Source organism: Luteibacter sp. W1I16, from assembly GCF_050434905.1.
Taxonomy (GTDB): domain Bacteria; phylum Pseudomonadota; class Gammaproteobacteria; order Xanthomonadales; family Rhodanobacteraceae; genus Luteibacter.
This window is the reverse complement of the sequence record NZ_JBNDJJ010000001.1, coordinates 3,973,263-3,989,501: the sequence shown is the minus strand read 5'-3', so window position 1 is coordinate 3,989,501 and position 16,239 is coordinate 3,973,263. Positions and strand designations below refer to the sequence as shown.

Annotated in this window: 18 protein-coding genes, 1 tRNA gene and 1 other RNA gene; 7 read left to right on the top strand and 13 right to left on the bottom strand. The window is 67.4% G+C overall.

Translation table 11 applies throughout. The features are described 5' to 3' along the window. Window positions 1-163: 163 nt before the first annotated feature. The 3 genes from QFZ41_RS17575 to QFZ41_RS17565 all read right to left on the bottom strand — a co-directional run bounded on the left by QFZ41_RS17575 (window position 164) and on the right by QFZ41_RS17565 (window position 1,915). A complete protein-coding gene (locus QFZ41_RS17575) occupies window positions 164-1,132 on the bottom strand; it encodes a beta-ketoacyl-ACP synthase III (RefSeq protein WP_429200288.1) in 969 nt (322 codons plus the stop codon). Window positions 1,133-1,264: 132 nt separating this feature from the next. After that, window positions 1,265-1,459, bottom strand: a complete 195-nt coding sequence (gene rpmF, locus QFZ41_RS17570; protein WP_072321355.1) for a 50S ribosomal protein L32 — start codon at window positions 1,457-1,459, stop codon at window positions 1,265-1,267. Window positions 1,460-1,477: 18 nt separating this feature from the next. Continuing rightward, window positions 1,478-1,915 (bottom strand): YceD family protein, encoded by a 438-nt coding sequence (locus QFZ41_RS17565; RefSeq protein WP_429199917.1) that lies wholly within the window; start codon window positions 1,913-1,915, stop codon window positions 1,478-1,480. 235 nt (window positions 1,916-2,150) lie between these two features. Between QFZ41_RS17565 and QFZ41_RS17560 the strand changes: the two genes are divergently transcribed. Both QFZ41_RS17560 and QFZ41_RS17555 read left to right on the top strand, forming a co-directional pair. Further along, complete coding sequence (locus QFZ41_RS17560) at window positions 2,151-2,597, top strand: hypothetical protein (RefSeq protein WP_429199916.1); 447 nt, start codon at window positions 2,151-2,153, stop codon at window positions 2,595-2,597. Window positions 2,598-2,599: 2 nt separating this feature from the next. Continuing rightward, the gene (locus QFZ41_RS17555; RefSeq protein WP_429199915.1) at window positions 2,600-3,184 is read left to right on the top strand and encodes a Maf family protein; all 585 of its coding nucleotides are present in this window, start codon (window positions 2,600-2,602) and stop codon (window positions 3,182-3,184) included. A 12-nt stretch (window positions 3,185-3,196) separates the two neighbouring features. On the opposite strand, the gene QFZ41_RS17550 is transcribed toward QFZ41_RS17555, so the two are convergent. Continuing rightward, window positions 3,197-4,816 carry an ArnT family glycosyltransferase gene (locus tag QFZ41_RS17550; RefSeq protein ID WP_429199914.1) on the bottom strand — a complete coding sequence of 540 codons (1,620 nt, stop codon included), beginning with the start codon at window positions 4,814-4,816 and terminating at the stop codon, window positions 3,197-3,199. Between the two features lie 5 nt (window positions 4,817-4,821). Between QFZ41_RS17550 and QFZ41_RS17545 the strand changes: the two genes are divergently transcribed. The 4 genes from QFZ41_RS17545 to QFZ41_RS17530 are packed head-to-tail and all read left to right on the top strand — an operon-like array spanning window position 4,822 to window position 9,357. Next, window positions 4,822-5,763: an AAA family ATPase gene (locus QFZ41_RS17545; RefSeq protein WP_429199913.1), complete on the top strand. Its 942-nt coding sequence runs from the start codon at window positions 4,822-4,824 to the stop codon at window positions 5,761-5,763. Next, window positions 5,763-6,719 carry a DUF58 domain-containing protein gene (locus QFZ41_RS17540; protein ID WP_429199912.1) on the top strand — a complete coding sequence of 319 codons (957 nt, stop codon included), beginning with the start codon at window positions 5,763-5,765 and terminating at the stop codon, window positions 6,717-6,719. The genes QFZ41_RS17545 and QFZ41_RS17540 overlap by 1 nt, the downstream gene beginning before the upstream one ends. Continuing rightward, on the top strand, window positions 6,716-8,710 hold the full coding sequence (locus tag QFZ41_RS17535) for a transglutaminase TgpA family protein (protein ID WP_429199911.1): 1,995 nt from the start codon (window positions 6,716-6,718) through the stop codon (window positions 8,708-8,710). The genes QFZ41_RS17540 and QFZ41_RS17535 overlap by 4 nt, the downstream gene beginning before the upstream one ends. A gap of 44 nt (window positions 8,711-8,754) precedes the next feature. Beyond that, window positions 8,755-9,357 carry a Slp family lipoprotein gene (locus QFZ41_RS17530; RefSeq protein ID WP_429199910.1) on the top strand — a complete coding sequence of 201 codons (603 nt, stop codon included), beginning with the start codon at window positions 8,755-8,757 and terminating at the stop codon, window positions 9,355-9,357. Window positions 9,358-9,627: 270 nt separating this feature from the next. On the opposite strand, the gene QFZ41_RS17525 is transcribed toward QFZ41_RS17530, so the two are convergent. From QFZ41_RS17525 to QFZ41_RS17490, 8 genes are all read right to left on the bottom strand, one after another. Next, entirely contained in the window at window positions 9,628-9,972 is a 345-nt protein-coding gene (locus QFZ41_RS17525; RefSeq protein WP_429199909.1) for a histidine triad nucleotide-binding protein, read from the bottom strand. Window positions 9,973-9,991: 19 nt separating this feature from the next. After that, entirely contained in the window at window positions 9,992-10,594 is a 603-nt protein-coding gene (gene recR, locus QFZ41_RS17520) for a recombination mediator RecR (protein ID WP_306847416.1), read from the bottom strand. An 18-nt stretch (window positions 10,595-10,612) separates the two neighbouring features. Further along, entirely contained in the window at window positions 10,613-10,936 is a 324-nt protein-coding gene (locus QFZ41_RS17515; protein WP_306847417.1) for a YbaB/EbfC family nucleoid-associated protein, read from the bottom strand. After that, window positions 10,933-12,633: a DNA polymerase III subunit gamma/tau gene (gene dnaX, locus QFZ41_RS17510; RefSeq protein ID WP_429199908.1), complete on the bottom strand. Its 1,701-nt coding sequence runs from the start codon at window positions 12,631-12,633 to the stop codon at window positions 10,933-10,935. The genes QFZ41_RS17515 and dnaX overlap by 4 nt, the downstream gene beginning before the upstream one ends. A gap of 77 nt (window positions 12,634-12,710) precedes the next feature. After that, an RNA gene (gene ffs / locus QFZ41_RS17505) (signal recognition particle sRNA small type) lies at window positions 12,711-12,807 on the bottom strand. A gap of 26 nt (window positions 12,808-12,833) precedes the next feature. Next, window positions 12,834-12,924 (bottom strand) — tRNA-Ser (locus QFZ41_RS17500). A 281-nt stretch (window positions 12,925-13,205) separates the two neighbouring features. Further along, window positions 13,206-13,964: an MBL fold metallo-hydrolase gene (locus QFZ41_RS17495; protein WP_429199907.1), complete on the bottom strand. Its 759-nt coding sequence runs from the start codon at window positions 13,962-13,964 to the stop codon at window positions 13,206-13,208. Beyond that, window positions 13,961-14,689, bottom strand: a complete 729-nt coding sequence (locus tag QFZ41_RS17490; RefSeq protein WP_429199906.1) for a 3-deoxy-D-manno-octulosonic acid kinase — start codon at window positions 14,687-14,689, stop codon at window positions 13,961-13,963. The genes QFZ41_RS17495 and QFZ41_RS17490 overlap by 4 nt, the downstream gene beginning before the upstream one ends. Window positions 14,690-14,731: 42 nt before the next feature. Between QFZ41_RS17490 and QFZ41_RS17485 the strand changes: the two genes are divergently transcribed. Beyond that, a complete protein-coding gene (locus QFZ41_RS17485; protein WP_429199905.1) occupies window positions 14,732-15,811 on the top strand; it encodes a glycosyltransferase family 9 protein in 1,080 nt (359 codons plus the stop codon). Between the two features lie 15 nt (window positions 15,812-15,826). Here QFZ41_RS17485 and QFZ41_RS17480 read toward each other — a convergent pair whose 3' ends face one another. Next, window positions 15,827-16,231, bottom strand: a complete 405-nt coding sequence (locus QFZ41_RS17480; RefSeq protein WP_429199904.1) for a DUF6165 family protein — start codon at window positions 16,229-16,231, stop codon at window positions 15,827-15,829. Window positions 16,232-16,239: the final 8 nt, after the last annotated feature.

Below are 16,239 nucleotides of genomic sequence, written 5' to 3'. Positions count from 1 at the left end.
CAGCCTTGCGAGGGTGGGAAGCCGCTTAAGCGGCGATCCCCGCGGCAGCGAGCCAGGCTGAGGCAAGCACCCAATCGCCGACAAGGTCGGCTCCCACCAGAGCCGCCATCCCGACAGGCCCCGAAACCCCGTTGGGAGCCGACCCTGTCGGCGATGCCGGTGGCTAGTAGCGCAGCAGGGCCGAGGCCCAGGTGAAGCCGCCGCCGAAGGCTTCCAGCAGCAGGTTCTGGCCGCGCTGGACCTTGCCCGAACGCACGGCGTAGTCGAGCGCCAGCGGCACCGAGCCCGACGAGGTGTTGGCGTGCTTGTCGACCGTGACGATGACGCGGTCCATCGACATGTTCAGACGCTTCGCCGTCGCCTCGATGATGCGCAGGTTCGCCTGGTGCGGGATCAACCAGTCGATTTCCTCTTCCTTCATGCCGGCGTCCTCGAGGGTCTCGCCGACCAGGGAGTCGAGCGTCTTCACCGCGACCTTGAAGACCTCGCGCCCGAGCATGTTGATGCGGACGCCGTGGTTGGGGCCGTCGGTGAAACCGGCGGACACGCCCACCGGATTGAACAGCAGGTGCTTGAAGCCGCCATCGGCGCGCATGCGGGTGGTGAAGATGCCCGGCTCATCGGAGGCTTCGAGCACCACGGCGCCGGCACCGTCGCCGAACAGCACGCAGGTCTCGCGCTCGGTCCAGTCGACCATGCGGGTCAGCGTTTCGGCGCCGATCACCAGCGCCTTCTTCGACTGGCCGCTACGCATGAAGGCGTTGGCGACGCCCAGCGCATAGACGAAGCCAGAACACGCGGCATTGACGTCGAACGCCGCGCAACCATTGGCGCCCAAGCGGTGCTGCACGAGGCAGGCGGTGGACGGGAACACGATGTCCGGCGTGGTGGTGCCGAGCACGATGAGATCGATCTCGGACGCCTTGACGCCGGCCGCCTCGAGCGCGCGCTGCGCGGCGAGGAAAGCGAGGTCGCCCGTGGTTTCACCGTCCGCCGCGATATGGCGCTCGGTGATGCCTGTGCGCGTGCGGATCCACTCGTCGCTCGTGTCGACGATCTTTTCGAGGTCGGCGTTGGTCAGCACTTTTTCGGGAAGCGCGCTGCCGGTACCGATGATGCGGGCGTATTTCAGAACCGTATCCCCATGTGAGGGAGGATTCGCCCGGGGCGGTGTCTGTCCCGGGGCCGGAAAGCTGGATGCCACAAACGCAAAACGGCGCGTTACCGCGCCGCCTGCGTTGTGATCTTCCCCAAGGTAGGGAGATCAGTCCTCGACTTCAACCGCACCGCGGGTGTCGATGACCTTCTTGCCACGGTAGAAGCCGTCCTTCGTCACGTGGTGACGCAGGTGGACTTCGCCGCTCGTCGGATCGGTCGACAGCTGCACGGTCTTCAGCGCATCGTGCGAACGACGCATGCCGCGGGTGGACGGGGTCTTGCGGCTTTTGGCAACGGCCATGACAAATCTCCAGCGAAATTACTTTATGAGTCCGCGGAGTGCCGCGAACGGGTTTTCAGATGTTTCCTGCGAGGGTGTTTCGTCCTCGCCGGGTCCAGTTACATCGTCGGGCAACTCATGGTCCGGATTGACCGGAACCAGGGGCAGCGCCAACAGCAGTTCATCTTCGATCGTCGCGATCAGGTCGAGCTTGCCGTCCTGCTCGACCAGCAACGCTTCGTAGCCCGGGGGCAGCGAAGCCTCTTCACTTTCCTCGACGATCAGTCCGAGACGGGTATCGACCTCGACCGGCAGCTGGAAAGGCTCCAGGGAACGCTGGCAGATCAGCGTCAGCTGGGCTTTCGCAAGCACGGCCACATAGGCGGTACCGAATTCGTCGCGACCGAAATCCAGCGTGTAGGCCACATCCCCATCGGGGGACGCGACCACCTCTCCGAGACGCTTGAACGCGGACACGGGGAGCTGACCCTGAAACGAACGCCGCGCACGAACCTCGCGCCAAGCGTCCACGGACGATGGCAAAGTCACGGACATAATCGCGAAATGGTAGGCATCAACACCCCTGAAGTCAACCGGTTAGACCTCCGGTATCCAGGAACGGCGCGCTTTTGCGCAGCGTCGGGACTTTCGGGCAGACTCGCATCCTTCCGGCCAGTTTGCCGCAGCACGCCCACCAGGGGGAAGAGCTCGCGTGTTTTCCTTTGCTTATTATGCACTTGCCGGAGTGATCGCGCTTGCCGTGGTGTTGTGCGCGTGGACGGTGCGGCATCAACGCTCGCGACGCCGGCACGGGGCCTTGCAAGACCTCATGGACAATGCCGACCGGCTCGAGTCGGATCTCAAGGATTGCCGCGACCGCTTGCAGCGTGCCCATGCCGTCATGTCGGTCAGTCCCGACCTGCCCGCCACGGGCGAGGTCGAAGCCCAGCAAGCGGTCGACTCCGGCCTGCGCGCGCTGCTCCAGCAACGCCTGTGGATCCGCGACCGGGCGCCCGGCGCCAGCCAGCGCGAACTGGACGAGGCGGTGGATGCCCTGGTCCGGGCCCGGCATCAACTGGAACCCCGGTTGCGTGCCCTGGACGATGCCCAGACCGCGCTCGATACCGCCGTACGCGAACATATCCACAAGGAGTTCTGATCGTGTCGCCGCAAGCCACCGTCGTCCTCGCCTCCACCTCGCCCTACCGTGCCAGCCTGATGCGGCGACTGCTCGAGCACTTCGAGCAGGCCTCGCCCGGCACCGATGAAGCGCCCCTTCCGGGCGAGCGACCCGCCGCGCGGGCGGCACGGCTCGCGGAAGCCAAGGCGCTCGCCGTGGCGGCGACGCGGCCGGGCGCCGTCGTCATCGGTTCGGACCAGGTCGCGGACCTCGACGGCACCGTGCTGGACAAGCCAGGCACGGTGCATACGGCCCATAAACAGCTGGCGGCGAGTTCGGGGCGCGAGGTCGTCTTCCACACGGCCGTGTGCGTGATCGACCTGCACGGGGACGCGATGACGCATGTCGACGAGACCCGCGTGCGTTTTCGCGAACTGACCGCCGAGGACATCGCCCGTTACGTCGAGCGCGAGCGGCCCCTCGATTGCGCCGGCAGCTTCAAGTGCGAGGGCCTGGGCATCGCCTTGTTCGAACGGATCGAGAATGAAGACCCGACGGCGCTGGTCGGCTTGCCGCTGATCGCCACGGCGCGCTTGCTGCGCGCCGCCGGGGTCGTTCTTCCCTGAGGTGCGCGAACGCTACGGGACGAGCGATGCCCGGTACGCCGATGTCCACACCACGCAATCGTCGGGGCCGGCCGATGGGCCGCGCGCCGCACGCGCCGTGGCCGCGTACAACGCGAAGCGCCGCCGCCCGTCGAAACGATCCACCCGTTCCAGCGGCGTAGTGACATCCACGCGGGAACAGACCGAACCCAGCCAGTCCCTTTTCTCCCGTTCCCGCAGCGCCGTCTCGTCGACCACCAGTAGCAGCGGCTGCCCCGCATGCGTCGCCAGCGCCGTCTCGTCGAGGCGCCAGGTGGCCAGTTGCGGCGCACGGCCATGCTTGGCGTTCAAGGGATTGTCCAATGCGTACACCTCGCGCGCGCCACCGAGGGCGAAGCGCAGTTCCGCCGCGAGCATGAAGTTGTCGGCGACCACGATCGCACCGGGACGGGTGGCAAGCTGCGCGCGGACCGCCTCCGCACTTTCGCGCCAACCGGTGAAATTCGAAGGAAACGCCTTCACGCCGGCGAGACGCGTCGCGCCGTCCGCCGACGCCGCGAACCCGAGATAACCGAGTCCCGCCACGAGGCCGGCGCCGGCGAGGACGAACCCGGCAAACGCCGCCTTCCGCCAGGCCGTGGAAGCGTCGCCCAGCAGCCGCGGCAGTACCGCGCAGATCAGCACGTATCCCGGCAGTGGCCAGTGCACGCGGAACCGAAGGTCGTCCGCGAACAGGCCGAGCACGAAATACGCCACGACGAAGGTGCCGGCGATGATCGCCACCGCGTCGAACGGCGCTTCGTTCCGCCGCCGCCACGATCGCCACAACGCCCACAACATCACCACCCATGCCAGCGGCGTGCACGTGACCGCCTGTTCGAGCGGCTGCACCAGCGCGTCGGCGTGGAAGCGCCACGGATTCCGTTCGACCACCTGGAAGGCGATCCCGGCGCCCTGCGACTCCAGGTTGTAGAAGACGAGCGGCAGCAGGCCGAGGGAGGCGATCGCCGACGCCACCCAAAGTCCCGGCCGCGACCACTGCGGCCGGCCACGTGGCATCGCCACCAGGAAGACGAGACCGGCGAGCATCGCCATCGCGGCGCGGTAATGCGTGAGCCATGCGATCGCCAGGCCAAGGCCGAGCCAGGCCCAGTCGCGCAGCCGGTCGGTGTCCAGCGCCACGAGCAGGCCTCGCGTCGCCAGCACGATGGCGAAGGTCAGCGGCACGTCCGGCAACGCCAGCACGCCAAGGCTTCCCGCCAGCGGTAGCAGGAGCGCGAACGTGGCCGCCTGCCATCGTTCCACCTCGCCGCCGTAACGTCTTGCGATCGCGGCAACCTGCCACGGCACACAGGCCCCGATGAGCAGGAACGGCAAACGCATGGCGAAAAGGCCGTGGCCCAGCACGCTTTCGGAGAGCGCGATCAGCCATGCGGTGAGCGGCGGGAGGTCGCTGTAGCCCCAGGCCGGCGCCAGGCTCTCCTGCCAATAGAACGCTTCGTCACCGAAGGGTGACAGCGTGCACGCTATGACCGCCTTGGCGATGAAGGACACGGCGAACAGGACGAGGAACACGCCTCGCCAGGATCGCTCCCGCACCGCTACACTCGAACGCTCACTCATCGACATGGCCAGGACGGGGGGCAGACGCATCGATCATGTCCGCGACGAATCCACTCCACGATGAAATGCTCCGGCATCGCCTCGACGCCGCCCTGGCACAAGTCAATGGCGTACTGCTCGGCAAGCCGCGCCAGGTGAAGCTGGCCTTCACCTGCCTGATCGCGGGCGGCCACCTGTTGCTGGAAGACGTGCCGGGCGTGGGCAAGACCACGCTCGCGCATGCGCTGGCAGCAACCTTCGATCTCGACTTCCAGCGCATCCAGTTCACCAGTGACCTCCTGCCATCGGACATTATCGGGGTCAGCGTGTACGAGCGCGAGACCGGCGAATTCCGGTTCCATCCCGGCTCGATCTTCACCAGCCTGCTGCTCGCGGACGAGATCAACCGCGCGACACCCAAGTCGCAGAGCGCTCTGCTCGAAGCGATGGCCGAGGGCCAGGTCACGGTCGACGGCGTCACCCGCGAACTGCCGCGCCCGTTCTTCGTCGTGGCCACGCAGAACCCACTCGACCTCGCCGGCACCTTCCCCCTGCCCGACTCGCAACTCGACCGCTTCATGCTGCGGCTCAGCCTCGATTATCCCGATCCTGCCGCCGAGCGCGCGCTGCTCACCGGCGAGGATCGTCGCGACATGATGGCCTCTCTCACGCCGCGCCTGGACATCACCGCGATCGGCCAGCTCCACGCCGCCGCGCAGGCGGTGAAGGTGAGCCCGGCGTTGCTCGACTATTTGCAAGCCCTGCTGGCCGCCAGCCGGAAACACAACGAAGTGCGTGTCGGGCTGTCACCCCGGGCGGGCCTGGCGTTGCTGGCCGCCTCCCGCTCGTGGGCCTTGCTGAGCGGCCGCGATTACGTCATTCCGGAGGACCTGCAGACGGTCTTCGTGCCGGCCGCCGCGCATCGGCTCGTTCCCGGACGCGGCAGCCATCGCGAGTCCATCGCACGTTCCATCCTCGCCGAGACCGCGGTGCCCTGATGCCCCCAAGCGCTCAGCGACTGGTCGCCTGGGCGGAACGCCGCCTGCCTTCGCTGACCCGGTTGCGCCAACGCGAATCCCTGCCGATCCAACTGCACAGGCGGCGCATCTACATCGTGCCGACCGGCTTCGGCGTGGGCTTCTCCATACTGCTCGCCGTGATGCTGGTGGGTTCGCTCAACTACGCCAACAACGCGGCGCTGATGCTGACCTGCCTGCTGGGGGCGGCCACCGCCGGCAGCATGCTCGTGGCGTTCCGCGTACTCAACGGCCTGACCATCGGCGGCCTTCGCGCGGGAACCGCCCGTGCCGGCGAGCCTGTCCGGGTGTCGCTCGACATCGGCGCGAGCCAGCGCGAACGCATGGCCGTGCGGCTCGATGTCGAAGGCAAGGAGCATGTTTTCGTCGTGCCTTCCGGTGCCGCCACGACCGTTGAATTCGACCTGCCCACCGAATTTCGCGGCTGGCTGGCGCTGCCCCGCATGCGCGTGCACAGCCGCTGGCCGCTGGGCATGTTCCGTGTATGGAGCTGGCTCCATCCGGACCGCGCGGTGCTCGTCTACCCCCGGCCCGAAGCACTCGGCCCCAAGCCCTTCGAGCCGCGCGGGGATGCCGACCGCGGGCGCCCGCGGCCGGGCGACGAACTGGCTGCCTTGCGTGAATACCGTCCGGGGGATCCGCGGCGGCAGATCGCCTGGAAGCTGAGCGCGCGTCACCACGGCTTGCTGGTGAAGGATCTGGAGCAACCCGCGCCGCAGGAAGACTGGCGGCTGGATTGGGACGGCATGCATGGTCTCGATGACGAGTCGCGTATCGCCCGGCTCGCCCGCTGGATCGACGAGGCGAGGGAGACCGGCCGGCGTTGGAGCCTGAAACTGCCGGACGGCTATTTCGACATCGCCCAGGGTGATGAGCACTACCACCGTTGCATGACCGCGCTGGCGCTGCGTCCATGACCGGCGTCCGTCCTTCGCTGCGCCGCCGGCCCATCGGCGAGCCCGTGCTCCACGCGCGATCGTTCGACCTGCTCTGCCTCACCATGGGCTTCGTGCTGCTGGTCCATGCCGCGCACCTGCCATGGTGGCTGACCACCGCCCTCGGCGTCATTCTGATCGCGCGTTGGCAGCAGCGTCGCCGTGGCGGCCGCAACGCGCCCTTCTGGATAAAGCTGCCCTTGATCGGCCTGCTCCTGGCCGCGGTCATCCTGCAGAACGGCACCTTGTTCGGGCGCGAACCAGGCAGCGCCTTCGCGGTCGGCCTGCTGGTATTGAAACTGTTGGAGAGCGAGCAGCGCCGCGATGCGCGCGTCGGTATCGCTTTCGCGTGCTTCGCCCTGATGAGCGCCCTGCTCTTCGACCAGGGCCTGGTCGCCAGCCTGTTCGTCAGCCTCGGCCTGGTGCCCGCCCTGGCCACGCTACGCTCGCTCGAGGAAGTAGAGCCGCAAGCGACGCCGTGGTCGCGCGAATTCACGCCGGTCCTGCTGGTGTTGCTCGCGGCCGTGCCGTTGTCGCTGTTCGCGTTCCTTTTCGTGCCCCGGCTCAGCACGCCGCTATGGGGCACGCCGCAGAACAGCCAGGCGGTCACCGGCTTGTCGAACCGGCTGGCGCCCGGCGGCATGCTCGACCTGATGACGGACGACACGCCGGCGTTGCGCGTCAGCTTCGACGGGCCGCCACCGCCGAATACCGCCCGCTATTTCCGTGCATACACGATGCAACTGTTCGATGGCGACGGATGGAGCCCCGGCTCGCGCAGCACCCGGCGCCCACCATCCGAAGCGGAATACGGCAAGCGCATCGCCTACCAGGCGTCGCTGGAACCGACGCACGACCGCGTCGTGCCCATGCTCGATCTGGCGACGATGGCGCCGCCCGATACCGTCCTGCGCGCGGACCACACGGTGCTGGCCAACCGGCGCATCGACGAGGTGCTGTCCTTCTCCGCGCTCGCCGCCACGAGCTACCGTTTCGAACCCTCGCTCGACGACGGCGTCCGGCGCGACAACCTGCAACTGCCGATGGGCAGCGGTCCGAAGGCACGCGCACTGGCAGCATCCTGGGCCCAACGCTACGGCGCCGATCATGCCGCCATCGCACGCGCCGCCCTGGCGATGTTCCATGCCGACTTCTCGTACACCCTCGCGCCCGCCCCGCTAGGCCGGGACCGGATCGACGATTTCCTGTTCCAGACCCGCGAAGGCTACTGCGAGCACTACGCCTCCACGTTCACCTTCCTGATGCGGGCGGCAGGCATTCCCGCGCGCGTGGTCACCGGTTACCAGGGCGGCTACTGGAACACCACCGGCAGCTACCTGCTGGTGCGACGGTCGGATGCGCACGCGTGGTCGGAAGTCTGGCTGGAAGGCCGCGGCTGGGTGCGCTTCGATCCCACCGCCTCGGTTCGGCCCGAGCGTGTGCAACTGGGTGCGGCCGCCGCCGCGGCGGGACATGGCGGCGAAGACGGATGGTTCGACATGCCGTGGCTGCGAAACCTGCGCGACCGCTGGGACGTCGTCAACCAATGGTGGAACCGCGGCGTTATCGGTTTCGACGCGTTACGCCAGCAAGGACTGCTGCAGCCGTTCGGCATCGCCCATGCCGAGGTCACCGATCTTGCACTGGTCTTTGCGGTCGGCTGTGCCTTGCTGGTGGCGGCCGCGCTGGGCTGGGCGTTGTTCCAGCGTCGTGAAGGCGATGCACTGGATGCGTGCATGCGGCGGCTACAGCGAAAGCTTGCGAAGGCAGGTGTTTCGCGACGAGCCGGCGAAGGACCGAAGCATTTCTTCGCGCGCGCGGCGCGCGCGTTGCCCGCGCAGAGAAATGCACTGGAAAGGTTGAGCGAGCTTTACTTGCGGTTGCGCTACGGGTATGACGAACCGCCGCCTGAATCGGTGAGCGAATTCGGTCGTGCGGTGAAGGAATTAAAGGCGCGCCGCGTGGTCAAATAACAGGCATGGTATCGGCCGTGCCCGGTGCCTCCAGGAGATGTGACATGTCCATGTACAAACCGCTGGTCATCGCCGCCGCGACGCTGGCCCTTGGCGCATGCGCCACGGTGCCGCAGCCGTTGCAGGGCCAGTTCAACGACGTATCCACGGCCGGCGCCCAGCAAGGCGGCGCGCCGGGCGCCAAAGTGCGCTGGGGCGGCGAGATCATCAAGACCGAGCCGGGCCCGCAGCAGACCTGCTTCTTCGTCCTGTCCGAGCCGCTGGACAGCGAAGCCCGCCCGACCGCCAGCAAGACCGACAGCCAGGGCCGCTTCGTGGCCTGCCGCGACGGCTTCTACGATCCGGAGGTGTTCACCCGCGGTCGCGAGATCACGGTCACCGGTACCCTGCACGGCGCCGTCACGCAGAAAGTCGGCGATTTCGACTATGCCTATCCCCGCGTCGAGGCCGATGTCGTCTACCTCTGGCCCAAGCGCGTTCCGGTGACCCGCTATCCGCCAGGCTTCTACGATCCATTCTGGGGTCCCGGCTGGGGTCCGGGTTGGGGCCCATACGGCTATGGTCCCTGGGGCGACCCGTTCTGGTACCGCCCGCGCACGATCATCGTGCCGCGCCCGGTCCCGCATCCGCCACCGCGTTCGCGCTGACGGTGGAAACGAAAAAGCCGGCGAAAGCCGGCTTTTTTTACGGCTCGGCTTTGCCCTCGCGTTAGGGGTGGTGGGGCAAGCTCCCTCACCCGGGTGGGAAGCGGGCTGGCCCCGCGATTCCTCGATCTTCGTGCTGGCGAAGGAAGCTTTGCAGTGATCGGGCGAGGCTTACATCGCTCGCTCGAATCAGTGCACAGCCTCATTCGCTCGTCTGAGGGTGGCGAATCGCGGGCCAGCCCGCTTCCTACCCGGGTGCGGCAAGGGCAATTCTCAGCCCGGCGGCCAGGTCATCTGCCGGCCCGCGAGCAGGTGCACGTGGATGTGGAACACGGTTTGCCCACCGTGCACGTTGGTATTGATCACGGTGCGGTAGCCGTTTTCCGCCAGGCCCTGCGCACGCGCATACGAAGCCGTCGCCAGCAGCAGCTTGCCGAGCAGTTCGGCATCGGCCGGCGTGGCATCGTCGAGCGTGGCGATCGCACGCTTGGGAATGAACAACACGTGCACGGGCGCCTGCGGATTGAGGTCGCGGAACGCGAGCACGTCGTCGTCCTCGTAGACGATATCGGCGGGGATTTCACGGCGGACGATCTTGGCGAAGATGGTGTCGGTCATTCGTCGTTTTCCTTGAGGATCAGCCGAGCGATTGGCGGCTGCCGAACGCGTGGGCCAGGGTGCCACGGTCGACGAATTCGAGTTCTCCGCCCAATGGCACGCCGTGCGCGAGGCGCGTGGCACGAATACCCGCCGCCTTCGCCAACTGGCCGATGTAGTGCGCGGTGGCCTCGCCTTCGACGGTGGGATTCGTGGCGATGATCATCTCGTCGACTTCGCCTTCGCCGAGCCGTTCGGCCAACAGGGGCAGACCCAGTTCATCCGGACCCAGGCCATCCAGCGGCGACAACCGGCCGAGCAGCACGAAGTAATGGCCGCGATAGCCGGTGGCCTGCTCGATGGCGGCGAGGTCGGACGGCGATTCCACCACGCAAAGCACCTGCTTGTCGCGGCTCGCGCTGGCGCAGAGCGAGCACACCGGCGTCTCGCTGAAGTTGCGGCAGCGCGTGCAGTTGCCCACGTCGCGCATCGCCGATTCCAGCGCCGAGGCCAGGCGCAGGCCACCTTGCCGCTCGCGTTCGAGCAGGTGGAAAGCCATGCGTTGCGCGCTCTTCGCGCCGACACCCGGCAGGCAACGCAGGGCGTCGATCAACTCGCCAAGCAGGCGGGAACCGTTACTCATGATCTCGGTGGCGGTCCGTCAGAACGGCATCTTGAAGCCGGGCGGCAGGTTGAGCCCGGCGGTGACGCCACCGAGCCGGTTGCGGCTGAGTTCGGCGATCTTGTTCACGGCATCGTTGACGGCGGCGGCGACGAGATCCTCGGCCATTTCCGGATCGTCGGCGAAGGCCTGGCGGTCGATGTGCACGGAACGCACTTCGTGGCCGCCGGTCATCGTCACCGTGACCAGGCCGCCACCGGCGCTGCCGGTGATTTCCGTCTTGGCGAGTTCGTCCTGCGCGCGCTTCATTTCATCCTGCATGCGCTGCGCTTGCTGCATCAGTTGACCGATTTGACCTTTCACGTTCCTGGCTCCACGGGTTTGATCGATTGCGGGATGACGCGCGCGTCGAATTCGCGCTTGAGCGTCTGTACGAGCGGGTCGGCTTCCATCGAGGCCTCCGCGTTGGCCTGCGCCTCGCTGAGCGCTTGTGCCCGGCGCTCCGCCGGCGTGCCTAGGTTGCCGTGGTCGGCGACGAAGCGGAAGCGAACACGGCGGCCCAGTGCCTGCGAAACCTTTTCTTCCATCTGGCTGGTGAGCGGTTCCACGGCGAGATGCATGTGCGAGGGCATCAGTGCCAGCACCATGCTTTCGCCCTCCACGCCACGCAACGAGCAGTTCTGCGCCAGCTGGCCGATCGGCCCACGCAGGTTGGCGCGTTCGACGACCTCGTGCCAGTCAGGAAGACCGTTGGCGTCGACGGTCACCGGGCGCGGCGGTGCGGGTGGCGTGGCAGCGGGAACCGGAGCGGGTGCCGGAGCCGCGGCGGGCACGGCTTGTGGACGAGACGCGGGTGCGGGTGCGGCCGGTGGACGAGACGCCGCAGCGGACGCGGCCGGACGCGGCGGCGCAGCCGGCGTTTGAGCGGCGGGCGACGGCGCGGCGGGTGCACGCGGCGACGGCACGGCACCCTGCCCGGCTTCGGCCGGACGGAACGCGTACATCCGCAGCAGCACCATCTCGAAGCCGATGCGGGCATCGGGCGCCATCGGCAGTTCACGACGGCCGTTGGTGGCGATCTGGTAATAGAGCTGGACATCTTCCGGCGCCATGCGCTCGGCGAGCGAGGCCAGCCCCGTGTCGCTTTCCTCGCCGCGATAGCCCGGCACCAGCTGGAGCAGCTGCACCCGATGCAGCACGGTGGCCAGGTCGTCGAGCACACCGCCGAAATCCGGCGAGAACGACGCAATACGGTCGGATTCCGCCATCAACGCGGTACCGTCGCCGGCGGCGAGCGCCTCGAGCACGCCCAGCACCTGGCCGCGCTCGACGCTGCCGAGCATGGCGCGCACGTCGGCCGCGCGGAGCGAACCGCCACCGTAGGCGATCGCCTGGTCGAGCAGCGAAAGACCGTCGCGAAGCGAACCATCCGCGCCATGCGCGAGTTCGCCGATGGCTTCGTCTTCGTATTCGATGCCTTCCGCGCCCAGGATGTGCCGCATCTGCCCGGAGATCTGCTCCGGCAGCAGGCGCTTGAGGTTGAACTTGAGGCAGCGCGACAACACCGTCACCGGCAGCTTCTGCGGATCGGTGGTGGCGAGCAGGAACTTCACGTGCGGCGGCGGCTCTTCCAGCGTCTTCAGCAAGGCGTTGAAGGCCGGCTTGGAAAGCATGTGCACCTCGTCGACCAGGTACACCTTGAAGCGTCCACGCGAGGGCGCGTACTGCGCGTTCTCGATCACTTCGCGCACGTCGTCCACGCCGGTGTTGCTGGCCGCGTCGATCTCGAGCAGGTCGACGAAGCGGCCGGCATCCACCGCCGTGCAGACGGAGCATTCGCCACAGGGATCGGCCGATTCACCGCGCTCGCAGTTGAGCGACTTGGCGAAGATGCGCGCGATCGTGGTCTTGCCCACGCCGCGGGTGCCGGTGAAGAGGTAGGCATGGTGCATGCGCCCGGAGTCGAGCGCGTTGGTCAGCGCGCGAACCACGTGCTCCTGACCCACGAGTTCGGCGAACTTGCGCGGGCGCCACTTGCGTGCGAGGACCTGATAGGACATGCGTAGTACCTTGGGACGACAGTGGATTGTGCCAAGGACCGGAGGGTCGCGAAAGCTTGCCCCCGAAAAGGCGATGACCCTGCCAGCCACACCCCGGCACCCGAATCGTCCGCTACCGTTGCTTCCTTCCGGACCTGGCGGAGTTTACGGACTATCGTCGCGGGGGGACCGACAGGGCCACCATAAGAGATAGGTGAAACTGGCGGAGAGGGCGGGATTCGAACCCGCGATACGCTATTAACGTATACACACTTTCCAGGCGTGCTCCTTAAACCACTCGGACACCTCTCCGCACTTGTACAACCTCTTCCCCGGCTTCCTGTCCGGCAAAGAAGCGGAAGGATAACGTCAGCGCTCCGGCGGGGCAAGCGGCGAGGAGGCCCGGATCGCGGCCCAGGCCGCTTCCCACCCGAAGGTGGGTGTGTCTGGTCGCGCGCCAGCGCGCTTCCCACCCGCAGTAGGTGACATGTATGCGAGCCGGTTGCCTACCTTCGGGTGGGAAGCGGCCTGGGCCGCGATCCGCTCCAAGGTGGGAAGCGCGCTGGCGCGCGATCGGCCGGACCGAAACCTCGCTAACCCGCCGTAGCCCGCGGCGGCTCCGGCTCAGGCAACGCAAGCGATTCACCCGGCCGGGCGATCCGGTATCCGTGTGAGACCAGCGTCTCGCCGTCCTCGGCGCTGCCGTAGTGGTACAAGGCCATGCGCACGCGGACCTCGGCGGGATATTCCCGCTCCAGGTCGTCCATGCCGGTGTGCGAAGGATTGCCGGTCACGCCGCAATCGTGGGCGATCAACTCGCCGTTCGCCGCATGGAGCGCCATCGCCTCGGGCACCGGGCGCGTGTCGCCGGTGAAGACGAAGCTGCCGCGCAACGCCAGGCCGTACGACGTACCCTGCACGTGGTGGCGCGTGGGGAACACGTCGAACCACAGCCCTTCGTGCCAGAACCCACGCGTGCAGGGCACGAGGTGGAAGGCTTCCCAGTAGTTCACGCCGCCCTCGGCCAGCGCGCCGGGATAGTCGGCCACCCTGCCCTGCAACCACGGCAACAGCGCGGCATGCAGGAACACCTTGGTGCGCCCGCGCAGCGCCTCGTCGAACCACAGTCGGAAAAACAACCGCTCCATGCCCGCCACATGGTCCATGTGCACGTGCGTGACATACAGGGCCGACGGCGGCGCGCCGTAGGTTTCCACATAGCGGTCGAGCGTGTCAGGGCCGCAATCGACCAGCAGCACGGGCTGGCGATCGCGTTCGAGCACTACCGCCGATGAACCGAGTTCGACGGCATGCGCCGCACCGGTGCCGAGGAAACGCAGGTCCCAGGTCATGCGTGCAGGCTCCGTTCGTATTGCTCGATCAGGGCCGGCCACCATTCGGCGTCGAAAGTGTCGCCGGCCGCGTCACGCGCGCCCACCTTCACCAGCGAGCGCTTCAGCCGGGCGAGGTTCGACCGTTGCCAACCCGCGGAAGGCTCGCGCAGGCGGCCACGGTCGAAGTCGATCAGATAGAGACCGTCGCCATTGACGAGGATGTTGTGCGCGTTGAGGTCGGCGTGCCACGCCCCCTCGCGATGGAAACGGGCGATCAGTTCACCGACCCGGCTGGCCAGCCCGGTGTTGAAGGCCCCGTCGGCGAGGCGTTCCGCCAGCGTGGCGGCATCGGGAATGCGCAAGGTGATGAGATCGGCCGAATAGCGCAGGCCGTGACGGACATAGCGCGAGGCCAGGGCCGGAGGCACGGGAAGGCCACGCCGTGCGAGCTCGACCAGGAGGCGGAATTCGCGCGCGCTGCGTGTACGCTGGGCGCCGGTGAACAGGTAGCGGTCGCCCAGGAGCTTCGCCACCATGCCACCCCGGCGATAATGCCGGAGCACGGCTTCGCCGGCGGGCGTATCGATGATCGCCACGCCACCACGGCCCCCGGCCTGCGCGCGCAACGCACCGCGTTCGCGCCAGCGAAGGGGCGAGAACCAGTCGGCGTCGACTTGAGGTACACGGGCCGCGTCGAACAGAATCGTCCCGCCCGCGCCCTCCTCCACTCGTTGCTCTGTCATTTGCCGGCCGCCTTCCGCGGCCACTCATCCGGTAACCCGATCGTGTCCAGTCTACCAAGCCGTCCCCTCCCGCCGGGAGATTCCAGCCTCTGCATCCTGCGCACCTCGGCCATCGGCGACGTGACCCATGTCGTCCCCCTGGTGCGCACCCTCCAGGCCCAGGCGCCGGCCACCCGCCTCACCTGGATCGTCGGCAAGCTGGAACGGCGTCTGGTCGGCGACCTCCCAGGCGTCGAGTTCGTCACGTTCGACAAGGGCAAGGGACGCGAAGGCATGCGCGAGGTCAGGCAGGCACTGGCCGACCGCCGCTTCGACGCCTTGCTTCACATGCAGGTGGCCCTGCGCTCCAACCTGCTCAGCCTCGCCGTGAAAGCCGATCGCCGGATCGGCTATGACCGCGCCCGCTCGAAGGACCTGCACGGGTTGTTCGTCAACGAGCGGATCGAAGCGCGCACGGGGGAACACGTGCTGGACGCGATGGCCAGCTTCATCGAGCCGCTGGGCCTGAAGCAGACCGAGGTGCGCTGGGACATGCCCGTGCCGGACGATGCCCATGCATGGGCCGCGGAACAGCTGCCGGGCGATGCGCCGACCCTGCTCGTGAGCCCGATGTCGAGCCATACGGTGCGCAACTGGCGCGTGGACCGCTATGCCGCGCTGATCGACCACGCCATGGCGCGCGGCATGCGCGTGGCATTGGTCGGCGGCCCATCCGAGGCCGAGCGCGGCCTCGCGGATGCGATCCTGGGGGCGGTCCGAGAGGCGCCGCTGGACCTGACCGGCAAGGACACCCTGAAGCGCTTCATGGCCCTGCTATCGCGCAGCGCCATGATCCTCACGCCCGATTCCGGGCCGATGCACATGGCCAACGCGGCCGGCGTGAAGGTCCTCGGCCTGCATGCGGCCAGCAACCCACACCGCTCGGGGCCGTATTCCGACCGCCGCTGGTGCGTGGACAAGTACGACGCCGCCTCGCGCAAATTCCTCGGCAAGCCGGCTTCGGAAATCCCGTGGGGCACGAAGATCGAGAAAGCCGGCGTCATGGACCTGGTCCAGGTCGACGAAATGGTCGACCGCTTCGAGGCCTGTGCCGCGCATCTGCGCCTGCCGCTTGTCGGCTAGTCCCGCCCGGGCGGGTCAGGCCTGGGGCGCGCGGTAGTCCTGGTAGGACTTCTCTTCGACCAGGGTGGAACCGAGCTTCAGGTTGATCTCGCGCTTGATCGCCGCGCGTTCGTCGTTCTCGATATATACGGAACGGGCGAGCCTGATGAACTCGTCATCGAAGGCCTGGGCGCGTTCCTTCATGCGGATGTCGTCCTCGATCTTCCACAGGCGCTGGTTGACCGCCAGCAGGCGGCCCGTCTCGTCGGCGATGTCGGTCCCGGACGCCTTGTCGTTCTTCCAGGTGGCCTCGAGCAGTTCGAGCTCGTTGCGCACGTTGGCCAGCTTCGCTTCGTCCTTGATCTCCTGCAGCTTGATCTGGAGGATCGTCATCTTGTCGATCAGTTCGCCGTAGGACACGGGGGTCTGGATGAGGCTCATGGCATGCT

Bases quoted from the DNA above. Each gene is read 5' to 3' on its own strand.
- rpmF (WP_072321355.1), bottom strand. From the start codon at position 1,459: ATGGCCGTTGCCAAAAGCCGCAAGACCCCGTCCACCCGCGGCATGCGT.
- QFZ41_RS17550 (WP_429199914.1), bottom strand. From the start codon at position 4,816: ATGCGTCTGCCCCCCGTCCTGGCCATGTCGATGAGTGAGCGTTCGAGT.
- QFZ41_RS17545 (WP_429199913.1), top strand. From the start codon at position 4,822: ATGTCCGCGACGAATCCACTCCACGATGAAATGCTCCGGCATCGCCTC.
- QFZ41_RS17540 (WP_429199912.1), top strand. From the start codon at position 5,763: ATGCCCCCAAGCGCTCAGCGACTGGTCGCCTGGGCGGAACGCCGCCTG.
- QFZ41_RS17535 (WP_429199911.1), top strand. From the start codon at position 6,716: ATGACCGGCGTCCGTCCTTCGCTGCGCCGCCGGCCCATCGGCGAGCCC.
- QFZ41_RS17530 (WP_429199910.1), top strand. From the start codon at position 8,755: ATGTCCATGTACAAACCGCTGGTCATCGCCGCCGCGACGCTGGCCCTT.
- QFZ41_RS17525 (WP_429199909.1), bottom strand. From the start codon at position 9,972: ATGACCGACACCATCTTCGCCAAGATCGTCCGCCGTGAAATCCCCGCC.
- recR (WP_306847416.1), bottom strand. From the start codon at position 10,594: ATGAGTAACGGTTCCCGCCTGCTTGGCGAGTTGATCGACGCCCTGCGT.
- dnaX (WP_429199908.1), bottom strand. From the start codon at position 12,633: ATGTCCTATCAGGTCCTCGCACGCAAGTGGCGCCCGCGCAAGTTCGCC.
- QFZ41_RS17495 (WP_429199907.1), bottom strand. From the start codon at position 13,964: ATGACCTGGGACCTGCGTTTCCTCGGCACCGGTGCGGCGCATGCCGTC.
- QFZ41_RS17490 (WP_429199906.1), bottom strand. From the start codon at position 14,689: ATGACAGAGCAACGAGTGGAGGAGGGCGCGGGCGGGACGATTCTGTTC.
- QFZ41_RS17480 (WP_429199904.1), bottom strand. From the start codon at position 16,231: ATGAGCCTCATCCAGACCCCCGTGTCCTACGGCGAACTGATCGACAAG.